Here is a 21493-nt window from a genome sequence, read left to right on the forward strand (position 1 = left end):
CCCGCCGCACCGGAGTTGTCGTGCCGCTGCCCGAGTCCACACTGCGCCGACCGTCAGCCCGTGAGGGCGGAGGCGGCCGGCTGCCGACGCGCGCCGAGCTGGCGGCGCTGCTGCGCCTCGCCGTACCCGTGGTCGTGGTACAGGTGGGGCTCATGGCGATGGGCGTCGTGGACTCTATCATGGTGGGCCATGTCTCCGCCACGGCGCTCGCGGCGGTCGCCATCGGCAATCTCTACTTCTTCGGGCTCGCTGTCTTCGGCATGGGCGTGCTGCTGGCGCTCGATCCCGTCGTGTCGCAGGCGGTGGGCGCCGGGGACGAGCCGGCCGTAGCGCGCGCGTTGCAACGCGGGCTCGTGCTCGCCGCGGCGATCAGCGTACCCACGGCGCTCCTGCTGCTCACCGCCCGTCCGTTCCTCACCTGGGCCGGGCAGCCGGCGGCCGTCATCCCGGACGCGGCCGCTTACGCGGCGTGCTCGGTGCCCGGCGTACTGCCGTTCTTCGGGTTCATCGTGATACGCCAGACGCTCCAGGCGCTCCACCGGATGCGGCCCATCGTGCTCGTCATCGTGCTCGCGAACCTCGCGAACGTGGGCTTCAACTGGGTGCTCATCTACGGCCATCTCGGCATGCCGCCGCTCGGCGTGGTGGGCTCCGCCTGGTCCACCACGATCAGCCGCTGTCTCATGGGGCTCGGCATCGTGACGCTCGCCTGGCCCGAGCTGGAGAGCCGGCTCCTGCCGCTCCGGCCGGAGCTTCGCGCGTGGGCGCCGCTCGCCCGGATGTTTCGCCTCGGGCTTCCGATCGGCTTGCAGTTTCTGCTCGAGTCGAGCGTGTTCGGCACGGTGCTGCTCCTCATGGGCCGGCTCGGTACCGTGCCGGTGGCGGCGCATCAGGTCGCGATCAACATCGCGTCGCTCACCTTCATGGTGCCGCTCGGTGTGTCCAGCGCGGCCACGGTGCTCGTGGGCAACGCCGTCGGCCGGGGCGACGCGCGCGGCGCGCGGCGGGCGGCGCGCGCCTCGCTCGTGGTCGGGGCCGGGTTCATGGCGCTCACCGCGCTCGTCATGTTGCTCCTGCCGGTGCCGCTCGCCCGCGCGTATTCGCGCGACGCGGACGTGATCGCCCTGGCCGCGACGCTGCTCCCCATCGCGGGCGCGTTCCAGGTGTTCGACGGCTTGCAGGTCGTCTCGATCGGCATCCTGCGCGGGCTGGCCGACACCCGGGCGCCGTTCATCATCGCACTGCTCGGCTTCTGGCTGCTCGGTTTTCCGGTGAGCCTCTGGCTCGGCTTCCGCACGCCGCTCGGCCCTGCGGGACTCTGGTGGGGCCTCGTCGTGGGACTGGTCGCGGTGGCGACACTGCTGCTCCTCCGCGTGCGCGCGCGGCTCCGGCGCGACGTGCGGCGGTTCGCGATCGATGATGCGGGACCGGCCGCGGGCGCCCCGCTCACGCTCGCCGTCTGACGGGATGCGCGCCGGAGGTGCTGCCGGCCTGCGCCGTTCGCCTATCCACGCGGAGCCACCAGCCGCTCGCACCAGCCGAGGGCGCCGTCGACCACGAGTGCCAGCAGCGCGGCCGGAATCGCGCCGGAGAGCACCATGCGGGTGTCATTGAGCGAGAGCCCGGCGACGATCGGGTCGCCCAGCCCGCCGGCGCCGATGAACGCGGCGAGCGTCGCGGTGCCGACGTCGAGCACGGCAGCGGTGCGGATGCCGGCAAGGATCACCGGCGCCGCGAGCGGAAGGCGCACGTACCGGAGCGTCTGACCCGGCGTCATGCCGAGCGCGTGTGAAGCGCGCACCGCGTCGGGGTCGGCGGCGCGGACGCCGGTGTAGGTGTTGCGCAGGATCGGATAGAGCGAATAGAGGAAAAGCGCGACGAGCGCCGGCACCACGCCGATTCCGAGGAGCGGCAACATGAAGGCGAGGAGCGCGATGCTGGGGATCGTCTGGAGCACGCCGGCGGCGCGGATGGCCGATTCGGCGGCGCCGGCCGCGCGCTCGAGCGCGAGCCCCGCGGGGACCGCGACGAGCACCGCGGCGCCGAGCGAGAGCGCGACGAGCAGCAGGTGCCGCAGCGTGAGCCGGGCGAGCAGCGCGCGCCGATCCACGAGATAGGACAGCAGCGAGCCGCGCTCGCGCCGACCGCTGCGCGCGCCGCCGGGCGTACTCCGCGTCGCGGCGCCCGCCCGCGCTCCTGCGGCGCCGGCGCGCGACGCCACCAGCCCGAGTTGCGCCAACGCCTCGGCTGCGACCGCCGCCACCGGCCTGCTCTCCACCTCCACCTGCTCGTTGAGCCGCCGCATCGCGCTGTCGCTCAACCGTCCGCTCAGCTCGGTGAGCGCGAGCAGGGCGCCGGGGTCTTCGCGTGCGATCCGTGCGCCGGCCAGCGCGGCGGCGTAGTAGGGCGGGAAGAAGTGGCGGTCGTCCTGGAGCACCACGAGGTCGTAGCGCGCGATGAACCCGTCGGTCGAGTAGCCGTCGATCACGTCCACGCTGCCCGCGGCCAGCGCCTGGTACTTGACCGCGGGCACGAGCGGGCGCACCGCGCGGAGCTCGAGGCCGTAGGCGCGGCGAAGCCCCGGCAGTCCGTCGGGCCGACCGATGAAGTCCGGCGTGAATCCCGCCACGAGCGCCGGGCCGGCGCGCGCGAGGTCGGTGAGCGTGCGCAGGCGATAGCGCCGCGCGGTCTCCGGCCGCACCGCGATGGCGTACGTGTTCTCGAAGCCGAGCGGCGGAAGCCAGCGCATCCCCCAGCGGCGGCGGAACTCGGTCGCCACGCGGGCATAGACGGCGCGTGGGTCGGAGAGCGTCGAGTCGTGCAGGATGGCCAGAAGGCCGGTGCCGGTGTACTCGGGGTACACGTCGATGGCGCCGGATTCGAGCGCGCCGAAGGCGAGCTCCGTTGCCCCGAGCCCGAGGCGGCGGTCCACCGAATAGCCCCGCGCTTCGAGCAACTGCGCGAACAGCTCGGCCAGGAGATACGACTCGCCGAAGGGCTTCGACGCGACGATGACCGGACGCGCGGCGGTCTGCGCGCGCACCCGTCCGGCGGCCGCGAGTGCGACCACGAGCAAAAGCCCCGGGAGCGCGGCGGCGCGCGCCAGGGGCCGGCGCGCCACGGCACGGCGCGCCACCCGCCGCGTCACGCCACCCGCCGGGTCACGCCACCCGCCGGGTCACGCCACCCGCGCCCGCGTGATGAGCTCCGCCACGTACGCCGTCGCCGGCGCGCGCACCAGCTCTTCCGGGGCCGCCGTCTGCTCGATCCGCCCCCGCCTCAGCACCGCCACCCGGTCCGCCAGCTCCAGCGCCTCGCGCAGGTCGTGGGTCACGAGCACGCTGGTGAAACCCAGCTCCCGTCGCCACGCGGCGAACGCCGCCTGAAGCTCCGCCCGGGTGATCGCGTCGAGCGCGCCGAACGGCTCGTCCAACAGCACGACGCCGCGGCTCCCGGCGAGCGCCCGCGCCACCGCGGCCCGCTGCCGCTCGCCGCCGGACAGCTCGCGGGGCCAGCGCCGCCCGAATCGCTCGGCGTCGAGCCCCACCAGCCCGAGCGCCTCGCGGGCACGTTCGGTTGCGTCCACCTCTCCACGGAGCCACGGCACGAGCGCGACGTTGCGTTCCACCCGCCAGTGTGGGAGCAGGCCGCCTTCCTGCGGTACGTAGCCCATTCGTCGCCGGAGCGCCACCGGATCGAGCGTTCGCGCCTCGACGCCCTCGACCAGCACCCGTCCCGCATCAGGTTCGACCAGCCGGTTGAAGCAGCGGAGCAAGGTGCTCTTGCCCGCGCCGCTCTCGCCGATGAGCGCCACGCATTCGCCGCGAGGCACGTCGAGCGACACGTCGTCGAGCGCCACCACCGTGCCGTGGCGCTTCACCACCGCCTGCGCGGCGAGCGCAGGCGCTGAGCCTGGTTCGGGCATCCGACGATCCTAACACCCGCCGGCCCGCCCTGCGACCTGGATCACAGTCACCTCCGCCGGTCCGCGGGCAGTTTGGGCGAGCCGTTCCAGGAGCAGAGGCGTGGACAAGGCCGTCCGGGACACCCGGGGCGCGTGGTGGGGTGCGGTGGTGATCGGCGGGGGCGCGCTCTGGCTCGCCGGGTTTCTCTTCGCGCGCTGGCCGGCGCCGCTCTTTGCCAACTTCAACTCCAATTCGCCGATCGACGCCGCCTTCTTCGCGTGGGCCGGCCAGGCGGTGCGGCACGGCGGCACGCCGTACCTCACGTTCTGGGATCACAAGCCGCCGCTCGTCTTCCTCATCGACGCGGGCGCGCTTTCGATTTCGGCGGGACGCGTGTGGGGCATCTGGCTCGTGAGCCTCGCGACGCTGGTCGCGACCCTCGTGCTGGGCTACGCCGCGATGCGCCGCCTCTTCGCAACTGCCGGCACCCCCGGCGCCGCGTTCGGCGCCGTCGCCTTTGCCGCCTCCGTGCCGGCCATCATGCCGTCCAATTTGACGGAGCAGTACGTCCTGCCGCTCGAGATGGGCGCTTTGCTCGTCTTCGCGCGCGCGCGCGAAGCGCCGCACCGCTCACTCGGCGCCGGCTTTGCTCTCGGCGTGCTGGGCGGGCTGTCGTTCATGCTGCGGCAGAATCTCTTCGGGGCCGAGCTCATCGCGGCCGTGGTGCTCGCGTGGCTCATGCTGCGCGCGGCCGGCGCCGGCGCCGTCCTCCGGCTCATCATGGGCGGCGTGCTCGGCGCGCTCGCCGTCATGCTCCCGATCGTCCTCTGGCTCTGGGCGCGCGGCGCCCTCGGCGCGTTCTACGATCAGGCTTTTCACTACAACAACCTTTACACCGCCGTAAGCGTGAAGGCGCGGGTGCGCGCCGCATACGATGGGCTCCGCATGGCCACCGGCACCCTGCCGCTGGTCGTGCCGCTCGCGGGCTGGCTGCTCGCGGCGCGCCGGCTCGTACGCGGCGGCGGACCCGCCGATCGCGCCACGCTGCTCCTGGCAATCGCCTGGCTTCCGCTCGAGCTGGCGCTCGCCTCGGTGTCAGGCCGAGCCTACGCGCACTACTTCGCGACGCTGCTGCCGCCGCTCGCGCTGCTGTCGGGTTATCTCGTGGCCGAGATTGCCGCGGCGCTCGCACCGTCGGTGCTCCGGGCCGCCGCACTCGTTGGGGCACTCGGCGCGGCGCTCGCGATCCCGGTCGCACTCGATCTGGCGGTGAGCCTCCGCGCCGACGGGCTCCCGCGCGCCCGCGCCGCCCAGGTCGCCGCCGTCGCCGGCTACGTCCGCCGCACCACGGCGCCGGATGCCCGCGTGCTCGTCTGGGGCCACGCCGCCGACGTCCTGCTCCTCTCCGACCGCCGCCCCGCGAGCCGGTTCGTCTACCCGCTCCCGCTCCTCACACCGCGCTACGCGGACAGCGCGCTCGTTGCCAGCTTCCTCGCGGACCTCCGCGCGAGCGATCCGCCGGTCATCATCGATGCCACGCCGAACGCCCCGCCCGGCGACGATCTCGTCCCCTCGCTCGGCACCTGGAATCCGGGGTGGCGCTACCCGCCCGCGGCCACCGGATCGGGCAGCACCAGCCGCGCGTGGTGGCATATGACCCCGGCCCTCCACGCCTTCTACGACTACGTCTCCGCGCACTATGTCCTGGCCGACAGCATCGGCCCCGAGCGCTGGGCCGTGTACCGGCTACGGTGATGAACGCCGGTTCTTCCCGAAATGCCGCTCCACCTTGCCGGCCGCGTCCTGCACCTTGCCTTTCGCCTGGTCCACCTTGCCTTCGACCTGCATCGACGTATCGCCGGTCAGTCCGCCGGCCGCATCCTTTACCCGCCCCTTCACCTGCTTCGCCTTGCCCTGGGCCGAATCCTCCAGCCCTTCCTGGGTAATGTCCCTCTTGGGCATCGTGCCCTCCCGGTGTGGCGTGTGTCGCGGCCCGGATCGGAGCCGCGGCGCCAATCTGTGTGCCGGGCGGGAGGGCCGCGGGGCCTTCGCTCACGTCGCATCGGTGACGAGCACGCCCGCTCCACGTATCCGTCCTGATCGGAGCCGCGCGAGCGCCTCGTTTGCCTGGCCGAGCGCAAATATCTCGGTCGCGACGGCGAGCGGGACCCGCGCGGCAAGCGAGAGGAACTCCCGGCCGTCCCGGCGCGTAAGGTTCGCCACGGAACGAAGGACCCGCTCGCCCCAGAGGACGTCGTATGGAAAGCTCGGGATCGGGCTCATGTGGATGCCGGCGCACACCACAGTGCCGCCTTTGGCGACGGCGCGGAGTGCGGCCGGCACCAGCGCGCCCACCGGGGCAAAGAGAACGGCCGCGTCGAGCGGCTCGGGCGGCGGCTCGTCGGACGGCCCCGCCCACTCCGCACCCAGCTCGCGCGCAAAGCGCTGGCTTTCGGTGTCGCCCGGGCGAGTGAAGGCGAACACCCGCCGCCCCTCGTGCCGCGCCACCTGGGCCACGAGGTGCGCCGCCGCGCCGAACCCGTACAGCCCGAGCCGCTGCGCGTCTCCGGCGGCGCTGAGGGCCCGGTGACCGATCAGGCCGGCACAGAGGAGTGGCGCGGCGTCCGCGTCGCCGTACTGTTGAGGGATCGGGAAGCAGAACCGCTCGTCGGCCACGACCAGCTCGGCGTAGCCGCCGTCGAGGGTATAGCCGGTGAACCGGGCGCGGTCGCATAAATTTTCGCGGCCGCTGCGGCAATAGTCGCACACGCCGCAGGTCCAGCCGAGCCAGGGGACGCCGACCCGGTCGCCCACGGCAAACGGCGCGGCGGCGCCTCGTGCGGCAGTGGCACCCGAAGGCCCGCGCTCGACCACGCGCCCCACGATCTCGTGGCCGAGCACGAGCGGAAGTCTGGGATCGGGCAGCTCGCCGTCGGCCACGTGCAGGTCGGTGCGGCAGACGCCGCAGGCGCCCACGGCAAGCAGCACCTGACCCGGGCGCGGCACCGGCCGCGGCAGATCAACCGGTTTGAGCGGCGCGCCGGGCCGCTCGAGCACCATCGCACGCATGGGAGCCAAAGCTTGACGCGCGAGTCCAACCGAAGCAACCCTGTCGCCGTGCCGTCCCGCGCCGCGCCGCCCATTCCCGACGCGCTGCGCCGCGCCTTTGCCGGCCAGTACCAGCTCGAGCGCGAGCTCGGGCGCGGCGGCATGGGTGCGGTTTATCTCGCGCAGGACCTGAAGCACGAGCGCGCCGTCGCACTCAAGGTGCTTCCGCCGGACCTCCGCGTCGGCACCGCACCCGAGCGTTTTCTGCGCGAGATCGGGATCGCCGCGCGGCTCACCCATCCCCAGATCGTGCCGCTGCACGACTCGGGCGAACGGAACGGCCTGCTCTACTACGTCATGCCGTACCTCGAGGGCGAATCGCTCCGCCACCGGATCGATCGCGAGGGGCCGCTGCCGCTCGATGCCGCCGTGTCGATCGCGCGCGCGGTGGCGCTGGCGCTCGACTACGCACACCGGCGCGGCGTGCTCCACCGCGACATCAAGCCGGAGAACATCCTGCTCCACGAGGGTGGCGCGCTCGTGGCCGACTTCGGCGTGGCGCGCGCCATGACCGCCGTCGTTTCCGACCAGGTCTCCGAGCCCGGTATCGCGATCGGCACGCCGGCCTATATGAGCCCGGAGCAGGCCAGCGCCGAGCGCCACCTCGACGGCCGGACCGACGTCTACGCGCTCGGCTGCGTGCTCTACGAGATGGTGGCGGGCCGGCCGCCGTTCGCGGGCACCGGTGCGCGCGCCACGATGGCCCGTCACGTGATGGAGCCGCCGCTTCCGCTTCGCGGGCTCCGGGCCGACGTGCCGGAGTCGCTCGACAACGCCGTCGCCCGGGCCCTCGCCAAGGACCCATCGGAGCGCTTTCCCACCGCCGGCGATTTCGCCCGCGCGCTCGACGCAGTGCGCGAGTCCGCCGCCACGACCGCCCCGGTCGCAGCCCTCGCCCCGCGCGACCGGCGCGCCATCGCCGTGCTTCCGTTCGTCAACGCAAGCGCGGAGCCGGACACCGAATATTTCGCCGACGGCATGACCGACGAGCTGATCGACGCCCTCACCCAGGTCGAGGGGCTCCACGTCGCGAGCCGCACGACCGTGTTTGCGTTGAAGGGCCGCGCGCTCGACGTCCGCACCCTCGGCGCCATGCTCAACGTCGCGGTCGTACTCGAGGGCAGCGTGCGCCGCGCCGGCGGCCGGTTTCGCGTGACCGCGCGCCTCACCGAGGTGGCGAGCGGGCGCCACCTCTGGTCGCGCCGCTTCGACCGCGACGTGGCCGACGTCTTTGCGGTGCAGGACGAGATCGCCGCCAGCATCGTCGCCGCCCTTCGCGCCGCGCTCTTCGAAGACCTCGGCACGCCGGTGAGCCGGCGCTACACCGACAACGTCGCCGCGTACAACCTCTATCTGAAGGGTCGCTACGCCTGGAACCTTCGCACCCGCGAGGGCACCGCGGAGGGGATCCGCTACTTCGAGGACGCCATCGCCGAGGATCCGGACTACGCGCTCGCCTACACCGGCCTCGCCGATTGCTATGCGCTCCAGCTCGACTACCGCGGCGTGCCAGTGGCCGAGGGGCTGCTCAAGGCCGAGGAGATGGCGCTCCGCGCGCTCGCGCTGGACGATCGCCTCGCCGAAGCGCACACGTCGCTCGGTTGGGTGCAGTTCATCTACGAGTGGGATTGGGACGCGGCGCGGCGCTCGTTCGAGCGCGCCATCGAGCTGGACCCGCGCTACGCCACGGCACATCAGTGGTACGCGTGGCTGCTCATCGCGCTGGGCTGCGGCGACGATGCGCTGGCCGAGGGCCGTGCGGCCGCCGAGCTCGATCCCGGGTCGGTGTCCATCCGCCGCGGCCTCGGCTGGCTGTACTACCAGACCCGCCGCTACGACGCCGCGGAGGAACATCTCCGCCGCGCGCTCGGCATGAATCCGACGCAGGAGGAGACCCATCGCGTCCTCGGACTCGTGCGCTTGCAGCAGGGCCGCTACGCCGAGGCCGAGGCCGAATTGTGCGAGGCGATGGCCGGCGCCACCGTGCCCGACTACGCGGCCGGCGCGCTGGGCTACACGGCGGCACGGGCCGGCCGTCCCGCCGAGGCCCGCGATCGGCTGGCGTCGCTCACGGCCGAGGCGCGCGATCGGTACGTCTCGCCGGTCGCGTTCGTGCTGCTCAACACCGCCCTCGGCCGCGCCGACGACGCCTTTGCATGGCTCGAGCGCGCGCGCGAAGAGCGGCGCGGCTGGCTCTGTTATCTCACCACCGAGCCGTTGTTAGATCCGCTCCGCGACGATCCCCGCTTTGCCCACCTGATCCGCGCGATGCGGCTTCCATAACGCCGCGCGTGTGACGCAGGGCCGCGACGTGGCGCCGGTCCGGCGTTATCCATTGCAGGCACCCAGTTTGCACCTTATCAGGGGGGACCAATGAAAGCGTTCTGGATGCGGCGGGCGCGTCTGGCCCTGTTGCTTGGGCTGGCCGGAGCCCTGCCGGGATGCCTCGCCGCCGCGGCCGCGGCCGGTGCGGGCACCGGGATCTATCTCACGAGCCGCGGCGCCGAGTCGGTCGTGAACGGCACGGTTAGCGACGTGGCCGGGCGGGCGCGCTCGGTGCTCATGTCGGAAAACGTCACCATCAACGCGAACAGCACCGAGAACAGCGGCGACAAGCAGGAGCTCAAGGGCACCAAGGGCGACCTCGACATCACCATCACCATGAACCGCGAGGGCCCCTCCACCACCAAGACGGAAGTGACCGCCCGGAAGAACGCGGTCGAGTGGGACAAGGACTACGCCCAGACCCTCCTCAACAAGATCGTGAAGTCCGGCGCGTCCTGAGTCAGGACCTAGGAGACGCTGCTCGCGAGCAGCGTCTCCAGCTCGCGCATCGCCGCCGCGTCGCGTTCGGCGCGCTCGGCGAGCGCGCGGGTTGCCTCCGCAAGCTGGTTGGCGCCCCCGGCAAAGTCGGCTGGTGTATGTCTTGCTGGCCGGCGCGCCGAACCCTTGCCTGGAGCGATGCATGATCTTGCACACCCCCTCGCGACGCGGTCTGGGCGCGGCCGTGCTTGCGGCCGTAGCCGCCTTCGCCGTCGGCGCTTGCAGTGATAGCACGGGACCTGCCGGCAGCGGCAAGATGAGCTTGGTACTGCGCGGTTCCGGCTCGATGCTGAGCACATCGATGACGCGTCCGTCGGCGGACTCGCGCACCTTGCAGGCGAACGTGCCGGTCGCGGCACCGATCGTTCCCGTCGTGCCCGCCACCTGCGGCGGATTCGATGCCGCGGGTGTGACGATCGCGGAGATCTACCTGCAGGGGCAGGGCGGCCGCACCGTGCTGCGCTCGACGCCCGCCACGGTCGACCTGTGTGATCTCGCCAACGAGACGCTGGGGCTGGTGAACGAGGCGCCGGTGCCCGCCGGCACCTACACCGAGCTGCGCCTCGTCATCACGGGCGGGTTCGTGCAGGTGGGCGGACAGGTGTTCGCCACCTCCGGCTACACGCTGCCTCAGGGTGTGCCGGCGGCCACCGGCACTCTGCAGATGCCGAGCTACGGCTCGTCCGGCCTCAAGGTGGACTTCGCGGGCGGCCCGGTGACGATCGGGACCGATCAGAAGGTGTACGCGCTCGACTTCGACGTGGCGGAGAGCTTCGGCAAGGACGCCGGCGCGTCGGGGCAGTGGGTGATGAACCCGATCATCAAGAGCGCCGACATCTCGTTCACCGGGAGCGTGGAGGTGGACCTCAAGCTGGGCCAGGGCGTGACACTTCCGACGATTTCCGGCACCCAGGTGACCTTCGCCGACTTCAGCGCCTCCGCGAGCGACGGCACCACGAGCGCCACCCAGAGCTTCGACGCGACGACCGGCGCCACGGTGTTCTATCTGCCGCCCTCGGGCACCGCGTACACGATCACGCTCAACGTGCCGAATACGCTGGATGTGACGGTGGATCCGGCAACCCCGCCGACGGCGACGATCACGGAGGGCACAGCGTCGCCGGCGGTGAGCTTTACGCTGACGGCGGTGGCGGCAAAGCCGTAGCCGCCACCCGGCCGCGGCATTCGCCCAGTCCGATCCGCGCGAAGCCTTCGCGCTCGCACCAGCCGCGGAGCGTCACCTCGTCGCCGTCCAGAAGGAAGGTGCGCTCCTCGCCCGTGGGCAGGTGGAGCGGCTCGCGGCCGCGCCAGGTGAGCTCGAGCAGGCACCCGCGCGAATCTTTCGTCGGCCCCGACACCGTCCCGCTTCCGAGCAGGTCGCCGGATCGCAGGTTGCACCCGCCGCTCGTGTGGCTGGTGACGAGCTGCGCCGGCGTCCAGTAGAGGTCGGCGAGCCGGCTCCGGCTTATCCGAAGCGGCGCCATGCCGCGGCTGCGCATCTCCGCGCTCGTGAGCTCGACCTCCAGCACCGCGTCCACCGCGCCGTGTGCCTGGTCGTCGGCATCGAAGAGGTAGGCCAGCGGCGGCGGATCGCCCGGCGGGCGCGCGAATGCGGGGGCGCGGAACGGCGCCAGCGCATCGGGCGTCACGATCCAGGGCGAGACGGTCGTGGCGAAGCTCTTGGCGAGGAAGGGCCCGAGCGGTTGGTATTCCCAGCTCTGGATGTCGCGCGCCGACCAGTCGTTCACCAGGCAGAGGCCCGCCAGGTGCTGCTCGGCTTGGCCGATCGGGATCGGAACCCCGAGCGCGTTGCCGGGCCCCACGATGAACCCGGCCTCCAGCTCATAGTCGAGCATCCGCGTGGGCCCGAGCGTGGGCGGCGCGTCGGGATCATGGCGCCGCTGCCCCGCCGGCCGCCGCACCGGCGCGCCGCTCGGCACGATCGACGACGCGCGGCCGTGATAGCCGATCGGAAGCCACTTGTAGTTGGGCAGCAGCGGATTGTCCGGCCGGAAGAGGCTGCCGACGTTGGTGGCATGGTGCACCGAGGCGTAGAAGTCGGTGTAGTCGCCGACTGCCATGGGGACGAACAGCTCGGCATCGGCCATCGGGACGAGCAGCTCCTCGCGTGCACGCGCGCCCGCCGCGAGCAACCGGCTCACGCCCAGCCTGAGCTCGCGCCGGAGGTCCGGGCTCGCGCCCAGAAAATCGTTGAGCGCGGGGCCGATGCAGCCGCGCGCCGCCTCTTCCGCGGCGCCGCTCAGCACGCCGTGAAAGACGCACGCCTCGAGGTCGAGGACCCGGTCGCCGATGGCGACACAACCCATCGGCATGTCCGACGTGCCGCGGCGGCGGAACACGCCGACCGGAAGGTTCTGGATCGGGAATTCGGGATGACCGTTGGCCTCGGCGACCCAGCTCGTGAGCGCGGGGTCGTGGGTCTGGTCGAGCGCGAGGGTCATCCGGGCGTGAGCGCGCGCAATTCGTCCATCGGCTCGCGGAACGAGCACGAGCCGAATCCCAACACCACGTCACGGCGCGCCTCGGCGAGATCGGCTGCCGTGAGCCACGCGTCGCCCCAACCCACGCCGCCGTCCTCGAACCGGAAAGCAGCGGCGGATGATTCCTCGAGCAGCCGGCGCGCCGCCGATTCATCCATGCCGTGGCTCAGCCCCGCCGCGGTGAGCGTGAGGTTGAGGTAGCCGTACATTGGGGCCCGCGCGCTGCCCGGCTCGTAGGTGAGCGGATAGCAGCCGCGAAGCGCGTGGTGCAGGCCGGCCGTCGCCTTGAACGGCACGCGCGCGGCCACCGCGCGCGCGATGAATCGGAGGAGGTGATCGGGAGCGGGGAAGGCATCCGGGGTGACGCCGCCGGTGCGCACCTTGGCCCGGCCGCCCGAGCGCGCCAATTCGGCGATGAGTGGAGCCGGGTCTTGGGCGATGGGCAGCTCGGCGTACGTCTCGATGCCGGCCCCGATGCGGTCGCGGATCGTCTCGAGCGCGGGGCCGATCGCGCGAGCGCTCGTCGCGCCGCCGGGCACGGCGCGGAGCTCGATCGCACTTACCCGCGCGCGATCCGCCTGCTGCTCATTGAATCGGGTGATCGCCGAGAGATCGGCCGCGAGGTCCGGGCCCGAGATTGCGGAGAGCTGCCAGGAGCCCGCGAGCGGCGCGTCCGGCATCGCTTCTGCCAACTCCGCGAGCCGCGCCGCCGGCACCACGAACCGGCCAAGGGCCCAGCGGTCCGGGCCGGTGTGCTGGGCCGCGTATTCCGCCGCCGCGGACCGCATGTCGAGACGCGCCGGAGGAAACAGTCCCGCGTAGTCTATGGCGCCCTGGAGCAGCGCGCGCAGCGGTCCTTCGGCGGGCGAATGCATGGCGGGCAATATAGTGCCCGCCGCCCGCGTCGGTTGCGCAGCTCAATCGGTCGGAATCCCGTAATCCCGGAACGCGCCAGTGAAGCCGAAGCTGATCACGGCGTCCCACTGCCGAAGGTCGCTGGTCGAGCCGAACGCCGGGCTCGAGTACTGCGCCTTGTAGGTGAAGACGTCGCCGTCGAGCCGCGCCTTCACCCAGCGCGAGAGCCTCACCTCGACGCCGATGCCGCCGGCGCCCGCAAAGTCGGTGCGCCCGTTGAATGACGTGGACGGCGGATTCGCGCCGTTGGTGAAGTCGCCGCCCCGGTCCACCAACCCCGCGCCAGCGCTCAGGATGAAGGCGACCGGCCGGTTGGCGCCGAGCCGGGCCATGGCGCGGCCGGTCGCGGCAAAGAAGTGCGAGTCGATCGTCGGCGATTGCGGCACCCCGCCCACAAACTGCTCGACACCGCTCCGGTTGTAGTCGGCCGTGCCCTCGAAGCCGAACGACGGCGAAAGCCACACGCCGATCGTGCCGCCGAGGTTGAACTTGGTCTGCGCGCGTTGCGTGAGCGGGAGCCCGGTGAAGGGATCGGTGGACTGGGTGAGGTCCTCGAGCGGGAAAAACACGCCGACCCGCGGCGTGAAATCCACTTCCACCTGGGCCGCGAGCGGTCCGGCGACCGGCATCGCGAGCAGGACCCACGGGGCCAGCAGCACCAGCGATCTCCTCATGGGGGCGCTCCCTCACTGTGGCGAGGACACGTCAACGTTGGACGGCGCACCACTGGCAGGGCGGCCGGCCGGGATCCGTCGAACCGCGCGGCAACCGCCGCGAACCCATCAACTTATGCTGACAATGAGGGCCCCGGTGCGTCCGGAGCCGAGCCCGGCTTCACGCAATGGGCAGGCCACCGGCGGCCGCGTGCAAGCGCCCGGCGCGCCGGCGATCAGCGGTTGGTGCGGCCGATCCACTGCGCCGCCTCCTCCGGCCGATAGGTACGGAGCCGCTCCACCAGCCGCGTCGGGTCGTCGTCCGCCAGGATCATCATCCGGTGCTGCTCGGCGATGAATCCCTCGCGCACCGCGTGGTCGAGAAATCCCTCGAGCTGGTCGAAGTAGCCGGCGACGTTCAACAGCCCGCACGGCTTGGTGTGCAGGCCGAGCTGCTCCCAGGTGACGATCTCGAAGAACTGCTCCAGCGCGCCGAGCCCGCCCGGGAGCGCGATGAACGCGTCGGACATGTCCGCCATCTGCGATTTGCGCTGGTGCATCGAGGCGACCACGATGAGGTCGGGGATATCGGTGTTGGGCGGCTCCTTGTCGCGGAGCGAAGACACCGTCACGCCGAATACGTGCCCCCCTCGCTCCAGCACCGCCGACGCAAGCTGCCCCATGAGCCCCACACTCGCGCCGCCGTAGACGAGCTCGAGCCCCTCCGATGCCAGCACTTCGCCGAGGCCCCGCGCCGCAGCGGCGTACTCCGGCCGGGTGCCATCGCTGGACCCGGCGAAGACGCATACTCGGCGGAACGGTCGATCGTCGCTCATGGCGGTGGCCTCGATGGATCGCTCGATCTTGGAATAAAGCACGAGCCGGGGAGGGGCGGTAAGGGCGCTCGCCTCTTTCCCGTTCCGTCCCGTCTTGCTAACATGGCTTGCGCGCAGAGTCGATGGTTTGCAACTGAGGCCGTAGCAGACTTGTCATGCTCCTCCCGGATTCCGTTTCGCCACTAGCGGTCCACTTCCTCCGGCCCCCTTACCTCGCGTTCGAGCCGGTCGAGTCGCCGGCCACGCTCGATGGCAACGCGCTCCCGCTCGGCGCGGTGCTCGCCGTCGATGTGCCCGACGAGTGGGCCTGGTCTGCCGCCTCCGAGTGGGTACCGCGGCTTCGGCGGCAGTGTCCGGCGGCGCCGGTCATCGTGCGGCTCCGCCGCGTTCCGGCCGCCGATGCGTCCTGCCTCCGGCGTTCCGCCGAGCTCGGGGTGCGCGCCGTGCTCTACGAGGACGAGCCTCCGCGCGAAACCCTGCAACCCGCGCTCACCGATCCCACGAGCCTCACCGACGGCGTCGAGGAGTGGCTCGCGCTCCGCGGGCTCCGCGCGCCCGCCGCGCCGGTGCGGCTCATCGTCGAGATCTTCCGCCTCGCGCCGGCCACCCCCAAGCTGCGCCTCCTCGTGCGCGCCCTCGGCCGGCCGGAGCGGACGGTGCGAAGCTGGTTCGAGCGCGCCGGCCTGCCGGGGCCCGGCGCCTGGCTGGCCGCGGCGCACGCGACCCACGCGGCACTCCGGCTCCAGCGCGAACGGCAGAAGCCGCTGCTCACGCTCGCCGTCGAGTGCGGCTACAGCGATCACTCGTCGCTCAGCCGCCAGGCCGTGCGCCTCTTCGGCGCGCGACCCGGCGAGATCAGGCAGACGCTTGGGTGGGAGGGACTGCTGGACCGCTGGCTCGGACGCGCTACGCCAGGTCGAGGCCGAGCGCGTCCAGCAGAAACGCGTACTTGAAGGCGACTTCGCGCAGAAAGTTATAGCGCCCCGAGGCGCCGGCGTGGCCCGCGCCCATGTTGGTCTTGAGCAGCAGCTTCGTGTCGTTCGTCTTGCGGGCCCTGAGCCGCGCCGTCCACTTGGCCGGCTCCCAGTAGGCCACCCGCGGATCGTTGAGCCCGCCGGTCACCAGCATGTGGGGATACCCGCCCGCGCGCACGTTGTCGTAGGGCGAATACGACCGCATGTACGCGTAGTAGGCCGGGTCGCTCGGGTTGCCCCACTCCTCGTACTCGATCACGGTGAGCGGCAGCGAGGGGTCGAGCATCGTGTTGATCACGTCGACGAACGGCACCTCGGCCACCACCGCCCGGAAGAGGTCTGGGCGCAGATTGGTCACCGCACCCATCAGGAGGCCGCCCGCGCTGCCGCCGTTGATCGCGAGCCGCTCGGACGAGGTGTAGCCCTCCGCGATCAGGTGCTCGGCCGCGGCCACGAAGTCGGTGAAGGTGTTCCGCTTGCTCAGGAGCTTGCCGTCCTCGTACCAGCGCCGGCCCAGCTCCTCGCCGCCCCGCACGTGCGCGATGGCGACCACGATCCCGCGGTCGAGCAGGCTCAGGAAATTGGAGGAGAACGCCGGGTCGAAGCTCACGCCGTATGCGCCGTAGGCGAGGAGCAGAAGCGGGCGGCTGCCGTCGAGCGCGAGCGGCCGGCGATACACCAGCGAGATCGGCACCTCGGCGCCGGCGGCCGCGCGGGCGGACACGCGCTCGGTGCGGTAGAGGGTGGCGTCATAGCCGCCGCGCACCACGGTCTGCTTCCGGACCACCCGCGTGCGCGTCGCCATGTCGTAGTCCACCACCATGCTCGGCGTCACCAGCGAGGTATAGACGAACCGGAGCACGGTGGTGTCGAACTCCGGGTTGCCGGAGGGGTTGAGCGCGTAGGCCGACTCGGGAAAATCCACCTCGTGCTCGCCGCCGGCCTCGAGATCGATGACGCGGATGCGGCGGAGCCCCTGCCGGCGCTCGTAGGCGACGAGGTACCGGCGGAAAAGATCGACTCCGTCGAGCTTGACATCGGTGCGATGCGGCAGCAGCTCGCGCCAGTTGTGGCGGCCCGGATCGCTCACCGGCGCCGTGACCAGGCGGAAGTTCTCGGCGCCGTCGTTGGTCACGATGTAGAACCGGTCGCCCCGGTGCGCCACGTTGTATTCGACGCCGTGCGCGCGAGGCTCGACCGGACGGAAGGCGCCCTCGGGCTGGTCGGCCCTGAGCGCGCGCACCTCGGACGTGGTGTGGCTCTCGATCTCGAGGAAGAGCCACTCGCGGCTCCGGCTCCGGCTCACGTCGACGAAGAAGGCCTCGTCCGGCTCGTGATACATCAGGACGTCGAGCGCGGGGTCGCTCCCGAGCCGGTGCCGCCAGAGCGCGGCGGGGCGGCGGGCGTCGTCCAGCACCGTATAGAAGAGGGTGCGGTTGTCGTTGGCCCATGCCACGCCGCGCGCCGTGTTCACGATCCGCTCAGGCCCGAGCTCGCCGGTCTCGATGTTCTTGATGAAGAGGGTGAACTGCTCGGCCCCGGTGAGGTCGAGCGAGTAGGCGAGGTAGCGGTGATCCGGACTCACCTCGCTCGCGCCGAGCCGGCAGTAGGGATGGCCCTCGGCGACGCGATTCAGGTCGAGGAGCACTTCCTCGGGCGCATCCTCGCTCCCCCGCTTGCGGCAGAAGAGCGGGTACTGCTGGCCGGCCTCGACGCGGCTGTAGTAGAGCCACTCGTCGAGCCGTTCGGGCACCGAGAGGTCGGTCTCCTGAATCCGTCCGACCAGCTCCTGATAAAGCCGCTCCTGCAGCGCCTCGGTATGCCGCATCGCGAGGCGGGTGTATTCGTTCTCGGCCTCGAGATAGGCGATCACCGCCGGATCCTCGCGGTCTCGCAGCCAGTGGTACTCGTCGACGCGGAGGTCGCCGTGGCGGGTGTCGACCCGATCCCTGACCGCGGCGCGCGGGGGCGCGGGTGCGTTCGGAGGCGGTGGGGCAATGCGATCGAACTCGTGCGGGGTTGCGACGCCCGCGTCGATCGACGGAGACGCGACGGCGCTGGCGGGGGCTTCGATCGCCGGCGCCGAGGCGCGGCGGGGGGGTTCGAGAGCCATTGTGGGGCCGGTGCTTTCCTTATTCAGGTGCTTCGCCGAGCGGCGGGGCGGGCCGGCCGCAGCAGTCCTGCGGCAATTACCACCCAAGGCTGGGGCATGTCAAGCACGGCGTAAGCTATTGCCAAGACGCGGCTTAGCTGATGTGATCCCGGCCGGGTCCGCCGCGATTGAGCGGGCGTCTGCGTAAGCGCTTGGCGGGGCGCCGGTTGGGTCCGATCACCCTGGAGCCGGCCTCGGCCGGAAGGGAAACCCATGATTAGAACAAGGATGCGATCAGTGGTATGCACCCATACGCCGCCTCCAGCACCTGCCTGGCGGCCGCCCGTGACTGCCGCCGCCGCGGCACGGTTCTGGCCCACCGCGGCCGCGCCGATGCGCCGCCACCGATCTTCGTCCGCCTGAATGTCGCTGACCCAGCGCGTTCCCGATCTCCACGCGCCCGAGCCCGCGGTCAGCCCGCCGCGCACGCTCTCGCGGCAGGTGCCGGCATTCGCGGCGCGCGCGCTCGTGGCGCTCGCCGCACTCGCCGTCGCGGCGGCACTCGTGGCCGAGTTCCGCGGCATGCTCAATCCCGACGCGGGGTGGTTCCTCTACTGCTCGAATGCGTACGCGCATGGCCGCCGGCTCTACGTCGACCTGCTCGAGATCAACCCGCCGCTCGCCTTCTGGCTCGACCTCCCGGCCGTCGGCCTGCACGCCGTCACCGGGTGGCCGCTCATCACCGCGTTCCGGCTTTACGTCGTGGTGGTCGCCGCACTCTCGGCCACCGGCGCGTTCGCGCTCACGCGCGGCCTCTTCCCGGGCGGCGCGAACGGCGAGCGCGGCCCGGCGCGCGTCGCGTTCGGCTGCGCGCTGGCGTTCGTCGCGTTTCCGCTCCTGGGCGGCGCGTTCGGCCAGCGCGAGCACCTGGCGCTCCTGCTCGCGCTTCCGTGGCTTGCCCTCTCGGCAAGGCGCGCCGCGCGGCTCGACTGCGCCGCGTGGGTTGCCGCCGCGTGCGGCGCGTGCGCCGGCCTCGCGATGGCCATCAAGCCGCAGTACTTCGCCGTCTGGGCGGCGGTCGCGTGGTGCCGGAGCCGATATCTCTCCCGGGGCGAGCTGCTCCGCGTCGAGGATGCGGCGGTGGCCGTGGTCGCGGGGGTGTACGGGCTGCTCGTCCTTACGCTCACGCCCGAATACCTGGAGTTCGTGCAGCGGTTCGGCACGTCGTACCTCGACTTCGGCCGGCACTCGCTGGGCTACATGCTCGTCCTCCAGTCGTCGGCATTCGCGTGCTACGTGGCGCTTGCCGCGTGGTGGATCGGCCGGCGCGCGGGCCGCGATCCGCTGGCCGACGTACTCGCGGCCGCGGCCGCCGGCTTTCTCGCCGCGGCCGTCATGCAGCACAAGGGGTGGAGCTATCACTACGTCCCGGCGCGCGGATGCACGGTGCTGCTGGCCGCGGTGGTGCTGGCGCGCGCGCCCGCGGTCCGGCTGCCGTCGGCGCGGCGCCTGGCGGAAACGCTGGCGGGGCTCGTGGTGGCGACCTACGTGCTGCTGGTGGGAGTCGATCTCTACTGGCGCATCCGGGTGCCGTTCATTCCGTACCAGGCCGCCATCCGCCGCGCGCTCGACCGGTCGGGGCCCGCACGGTCGCTCATCCTGCTCTCCTCAGATCCCGCCGATGCGTTTCCGCTGGTGCTGGAGCGGGGGCTCGACTACCAGTCGCCCCTGCACCACCTCTGGGTGCTCACCGATGCCTATGCCGGGGGGTTCGGGAGCAGCCGGCGGGTCGCGCCCAGATCGCGCGCGGAGATGAGCGAAGGCGAGCGGCTCGTGTTTGATCGGGTGAGCGCTGCGCTCGCCGCGCACCGGCCCGATCTGCTGCTGATCGAGTCCCCGCCGCTCAACGCCCGGCGCACCGGCTATCCGGGCGGGTTCGACTACGTCCGCTATTTCAGCCGCGTGCCCGGCGCCGCCGCGATGTTGCGCGAGTACGCGCCGGTGGCTTCGGTGGAGGACCTGCTGATTCTCCGGCGCACCAGCACGACCGCCGTGGCGTCGTCGTGCCACGATGACCACCCCGGCTCGCGCGCGAGCGCGGCGGCGAGGGCCGTGCCGGCGGGCAGAATGGCGATCGACACGTCCCACGCAGCGAGCCGCTGCCGCCAGCCGGGCGCGAGCGACGCGATGCGCACGTAGTCGCGGGTGAGCGAGTCGCCGTAGAAATCGGTCTGGCCGTCGATGAACACCCGCTGCTCGGGCCACGCGTAGAGCAGGTAGCCGCCCCAGGTGAACTCGCTGAAGATGCGGCCGTCGAGCCGCGCCGCGCGGGCGCGTGCCACCGCGGCCACCGGAAACCGCTCCGGCGAAAAGCCGTCGGCAACGGCCTGCCAGCGCCCGATGCGGCCGCCGTGCAGCGCCAGCGCCGCCATGATGGCCACCGCGACGGCAGACCACACGCCGACGGCGGGCGAGGTCCCCTCGGCTAGAAACGTCGCACGCATGCGCACAAGCCCGGGAACGCGGCGCGCGCGGAGCGTCGGGTCGAGGTGCAGCGCCGCGACCGGCAGCGCCGTGAGCCCGAAGAGCGGCACGTTGCGCTGCGAGTGCAGCGCGCAGGCGAGCACGCCGAGCAGGAGCAGGAGCCGCGGGTAGGTCGGCCGCCGCGGCGCGCAGGCGAGTGCCACGACCAGGGCCAGCAGCGCGAGCAGGAACAGCCGGCCGAGCATCGTGTGGAAGTTGACCGAGACGTACTCGGTCGTGATGCCCACGAGGTAGGTGTCGCCCAGGTAGCCCACGACGTGGGCGTAGAGCCGCGGCCCGGCGGGATTGATGCACGCCGCGGCGGCGGCGACACCGAGCATCGCGCCGTGGGATGCGAGCTGCCGCCGCCACTCCGCGGCGTCGCCGGCGGCACCTTTCTCGTCGCGCCGCATGGCCGCCCGGGCCGCGACCAGCTCGAGCGCATCGCCCGCGACATACGCGGCGATGAGCAACAGGCCGAACAGGAATCCGCCGTGCAGGTTGGCCCAGAGCAGGAAGAGCAGGGCCACGGGCCAGAGCGGGCGCGGCGTGTCGGTGTCGAGCCGCTCGAGCAGCAGCACAGCGCCGAGCATGGTGAAGAGATGCGGCCGCGCGAGCAGGTGGGCCGAGGCGAGCGCGGCGGCGGCGAGCCCGACACTGTAGGCGAGGAACGGCTCGACTCTGCGCCGGAGCAGGAAGCGCACGACGAGCGCCACGCTCGCGGCAAAGATGACGGCGGAGAAGACGGCGACCCCCGCGAGCCCGGCGGCGCGATGGGCCAGCGCGAACAGCACTTCGCTGAGCCACTCGTACGGCACGAGGGGCGCGCCGGGACGGGTGTACGAAAACGGGTCGTGGAAGACCAGCGACCCGCGGTGTAGAATGAGGGCGCCCATCCTGAGATGACGCCCGAGGTCTCCGTCGGTATCGAGCAGCCGCGCGCTCAGCGCGAGCGGTGCCGCGACGACGAAAAGCATGAACGTCTTGTCGACCAGCGACGGACCCGTGAGCCACGAGGCCGCCTGCGCGCGACGCATCACGTCAGTCTCAAGTGAGCGGAGGTCATCGAATCTGTTGACCCGGCTGAGTCGCGGCAAGCTATGGCTCGCGCTGGCGCTGCCGGCGGGGACGGCGATGCTGGTGCGCGTGGCGCGGGGGTATCG

Annotated in this window: 16 protein-coding genes; 7 read left to right on the plus strand and 9 right to left on the minus strand. The window is 71.9% G+C overall.

The genetic code is table 11. The features are described from left to right. Positions 1-20 precede the first annotated feature (20 nt). Positions 21-1463, plus strand: coding sequence for an MATE family efflux transporter (locus VFW66_11740; GenBank protein ID HEX5387368.1), 1443 nt, complete (start codon positions 21-23; stop codon positions 1461-1463). Positions 1464-1504: 41 nt separating this feature from the next. On the opposite strand, the gene VFW66_11745 is transcribed toward VFW66_11740, so the two are convergent. Continuing rightward, on the minus strand, positions 1505-3148 hold the full coding sequence (locus VFW66_11745) for a glycine betaine ABC transporter substrate-binding protein (protein HEX5387369.1): 1644 nt from the start codon (positions 3146-3148) through the stop codon (positions 1505-1507). Positions 3149-3178: 30 nt separating this feature from the next. Beyond that, positions 3179-3925 (minus strand): ATP-binding cassette domain-containing protein, encoded by a 747-nt coding sequence (locus VFW66_11750; GenBank protein HEX5387370.1) that lies wholly within the window; start codon positions 3923-3925, stop codon positions 3179-3181. 100 nt (positions 3926-4025) lie between these two features. Here VFW66_11750 and VFW66_11755 point away from each other — a divergent pair, with 100 nt between their 5' ends. Further along, positions 4026-5660 carry a glycosyltransferase family 39 protein gene (locus VFW66_11755; GenBank protein ID HEX5387371.1) on the plus strand — a complete coding sequence of 545 codons (1635 nt, stop codon included), beginning with the start codon at positions 4026-4028 and terminating at the stop codon, positions 5658-5660. Here the strand turns inward: VFW66_11755 and VFW66_11760 are convergent. Together VFW66_11760 and VFW66_11765 are read right to left on the minus strand one after the other, a co-directional pair. Next, positions 5652-5867: a CsbD family protein gene (locus VFW66_11760; GenBank protein ID HEX5387372.1), complete on the minus strand. Its 216-nt coding sequence runs from the start codon at positions 5865-5867 to the stop codon at positions 5652-5654. The genes VFW66_11755 and VFW66_11760 overlap by 9 nt on opposite strands. Positions 5868-5957: 90 nt before the next feature. Beyond that, the gene (locus VFW66_11765; GenBank protein ID HEX5387373.1) at positions 5958-6974 is read right to left on the minus strand and encodes a zinc-dependent alcohol dehydrogenase family protein; all 1017 of its coding nucleotides are present in this window, start codon (positions 6972-6974) and stop codon (positions 5958-5960) included. Between the two features lie 48 nt (positions 6975-7022). Here VFW66_11765 and VFW66_11770 point away from each other — a divergent pair, with 48 nt between their 5' ends. From VFW66_11770 to VFW66_11780, 3 genes are all read left to right on the plus strand, one after another. Further along, entirely contained in the window at positions 7023-9296 is a 2274-nt protein-coding gene (locus tag VFW66_11770) for a protein kinase (protein ID HEX5387374.1), read from the plus strand. 90 nt (positions 9297-9386) lie between these two features. Then, a complete protein-coding gene (locus tag VFW66_11775) occupies positions 9387-9797 on the plus strand; it encodes a hypothetical protein (GenBank protein HEX5387375.1) in 411 nt (136 codons plus the stop codon). Between the two features lie 340 nt (positions 9798-10137). Then, complete coding sequence (locus tag VFW66_11780) at positions 10138-11001, plus strand: DUF4382 domain-containing protein (GenBank protein ID HEX5387376.1); 864 nt, start codon at positions 10138-10140, stop codon at positions 10999-11001. On the opposite strand, the gene fahA is transcribed toward VFW66_11780, so the two are convergent. The 4 genes from fahA to VFW66_11800 form a co-directional block, all read right to left on the minus strand. Further along, the gene (gene fahA / locus VFW66_11785; protein HEX5387377.1) at positions 10970-12298 is read right to left on the minus strand and encodes a fumarylacetoacetase; all 1329 of its coding nucleotides are present in this window, start codon (positions 12296-12298) and stop codon (positions 10970-10972) included. The genes VFW66_11780 and fahA overlap by 32 nt on opposite strands. Further along, the gene (locus VFW66_11790; protein HEX5387378.1) at positions 12295-13212 is read right to left on the minus strand and encodes a hypothetical protein; all 918 of its coding nucleotides are present in this window, start codon (positions 13210-13212) and stop codon (positions 12295-12297) included. The genes fahA and VFW66_11790 overlap by 4 nt, the downstream gene beginning before the upstream one ends. Before the next feature lie 42 nt (positions 13213-13254). Beyond that, positions 13255-13926 (minus strand): hypothetical protein, encoded by a 672-nt coding sequence (locus VFW66_11795; GenBank protein HEX5387379.1) that lies wholly within the window; start codon positions 13924-13926, stop codon positions 13255-13257. A gap of 215 nt (positions 13927-14141) precedes the next feature. Next, positions 14142-14741, minus strand: a complete 600-nt coding sequence (locus tag VFW66_11800) for a TIGR00730 family Rossman fold protein (protein HEX5387380.1) — start codon at positions 14739-14741, stop codon at positions 14142-14144. Between the two features lie 155 nt (positions 14742-14896). Here VFW66_11800 and VFW66_11805 point away from each other — a divergent pair, with 155 nt between their 5' ends. Continuing rightward, positions 14897-15694, plus strand: a complete 798-nt coding sequence (locus VFW66_11805; protein HEX5387381.1) for a helix-turn-helix domain-containing protein — start codon at positions 14897-14899, stop codon at positions 15692-15694. On the opposite strand, the gene VFW66_11810 is transcribed toward VFW66_11805, so the two are convergent. Next, the gene (locus tag VFW66_11810; protein HEX5387382.1) at positions 15648-17828 is read right to left on the minus strand and encodes a S9 family peptidase; all 2181 of its coding nucleotides are present in this window, start codon (positions 17826-17828) and stop codon (positions 15648-15650) included. The two genes, VFW66_11805 and VFW66_11810, sit on opposite strands and share 47 nt — an antisense overlap. 402 nt (positions 17829-18230) lie before the next feature. Here VFW66_11810 and VFW66_11815 point away from each other — a divergent pair, with 402 nt between their 5' ends. Next, positions 18231-20006: a hypothetical protein gene (locus tag VFW66_11815; GenBank protein ID HEX5387383.1), complete on the plus strand. Its 1776-nt coding sequence runs from the start codon at positions 18231-18233 to the stop codon at positions 20004-20006. Positions 20007-21493 lie beyond the last annotated feature (1487 nt).

It is taken from the genome of Gemmatimonadales bacterium (assembly GCA_036279355.1).
Lineage (GTDB): Bacteria > Gemmatimonadota > Gemmatimonadetes > Gemmatimonadales > GWC2-71-9 > DASQPE01.

Coding starts and splice junctions, on each gene's coding strand:
- VFW66_11750 (HEX5387370.1), bottom strand. CDS start 3,925: ATGCCCGAACCAGGCTCAGCGCCTGCGCTCGCCGCGCAGGCGGTGGTG.
- VFW66_11760 (HEX5387372.1), bottom strand. CDS start 5,867: ATGCCCAAGAGGGACATTACCCAGGAAGGGCTGGAGGATTCGGCCCAG.
- VFW66_11765 (HEX5387373.1), bottom strand. CDS start 6,974: ATGCGTGCGATGGTGCTCGAGCGGCCCGGCGCGCCGCTCAAACCGGTT.
- VFW66_11775 (HEX5387375.1), top strand. CDS start 9,387: ATGAAAGCGTTCTGGATGCGGCGGGCGCGTCTGGCCCTGTTGCTTGGG.
- VFW66_11780 (HEX5387376.1), top strand. CDS start 10,138: ATGACGCGTCCGTCGGCGGACTCGCGCACCTTGCAGGCGAACGTGCCG.
- fahA (HEX5387377.1), bottom strand. CDS start 12,298: ATGACCCTCGCGCTCGACCAGACCCACGACCCCGCGCTCACGAGCTGG.
- VFW66_11790 (HEX5387378.1), bottom strand. CDS start 13,212: ATGCATTCGCCCGCCGAAGGACCGCTGCGCGCGCTGCTCCAGGGCGCC.
- VFW66_11795 (HEX5387379.1), bottom strand. CDS start 13,926: ATGAGGAGATCGCTGGTGCTGCTGGCCCCGTGGGTCCTGCTCGCGATG.
- VFW66_11800 (HEX5387380.1), bottom strand. CDS start 14,741: ATGAGCGACGATCGACCGTTCCGCCGAGTATGCGTCTTCGCCGGGTCC.
- VFW66_11805 (HEX5387381.1), top strand. CDS start 14,897: ATGCTCCTCCCGGATTCCGTTTCGCCACTAGCGGTCCACTTCCTCCGG.
- VFW66_11810 (HEX5387382.1), bottom strand. CDS start 17,828: ATGGCTCTCGAACCCCCCCGCCGCGCCTCGGCGCCGGCGATCGAAGCC.
- VFW66_11815 (HEX5387383.1), top strand. CDS start 18,231: ATGTCGCTGACCCAGCGCGTTCCCGATCTCCACGCGCCCGAGCCCGCG.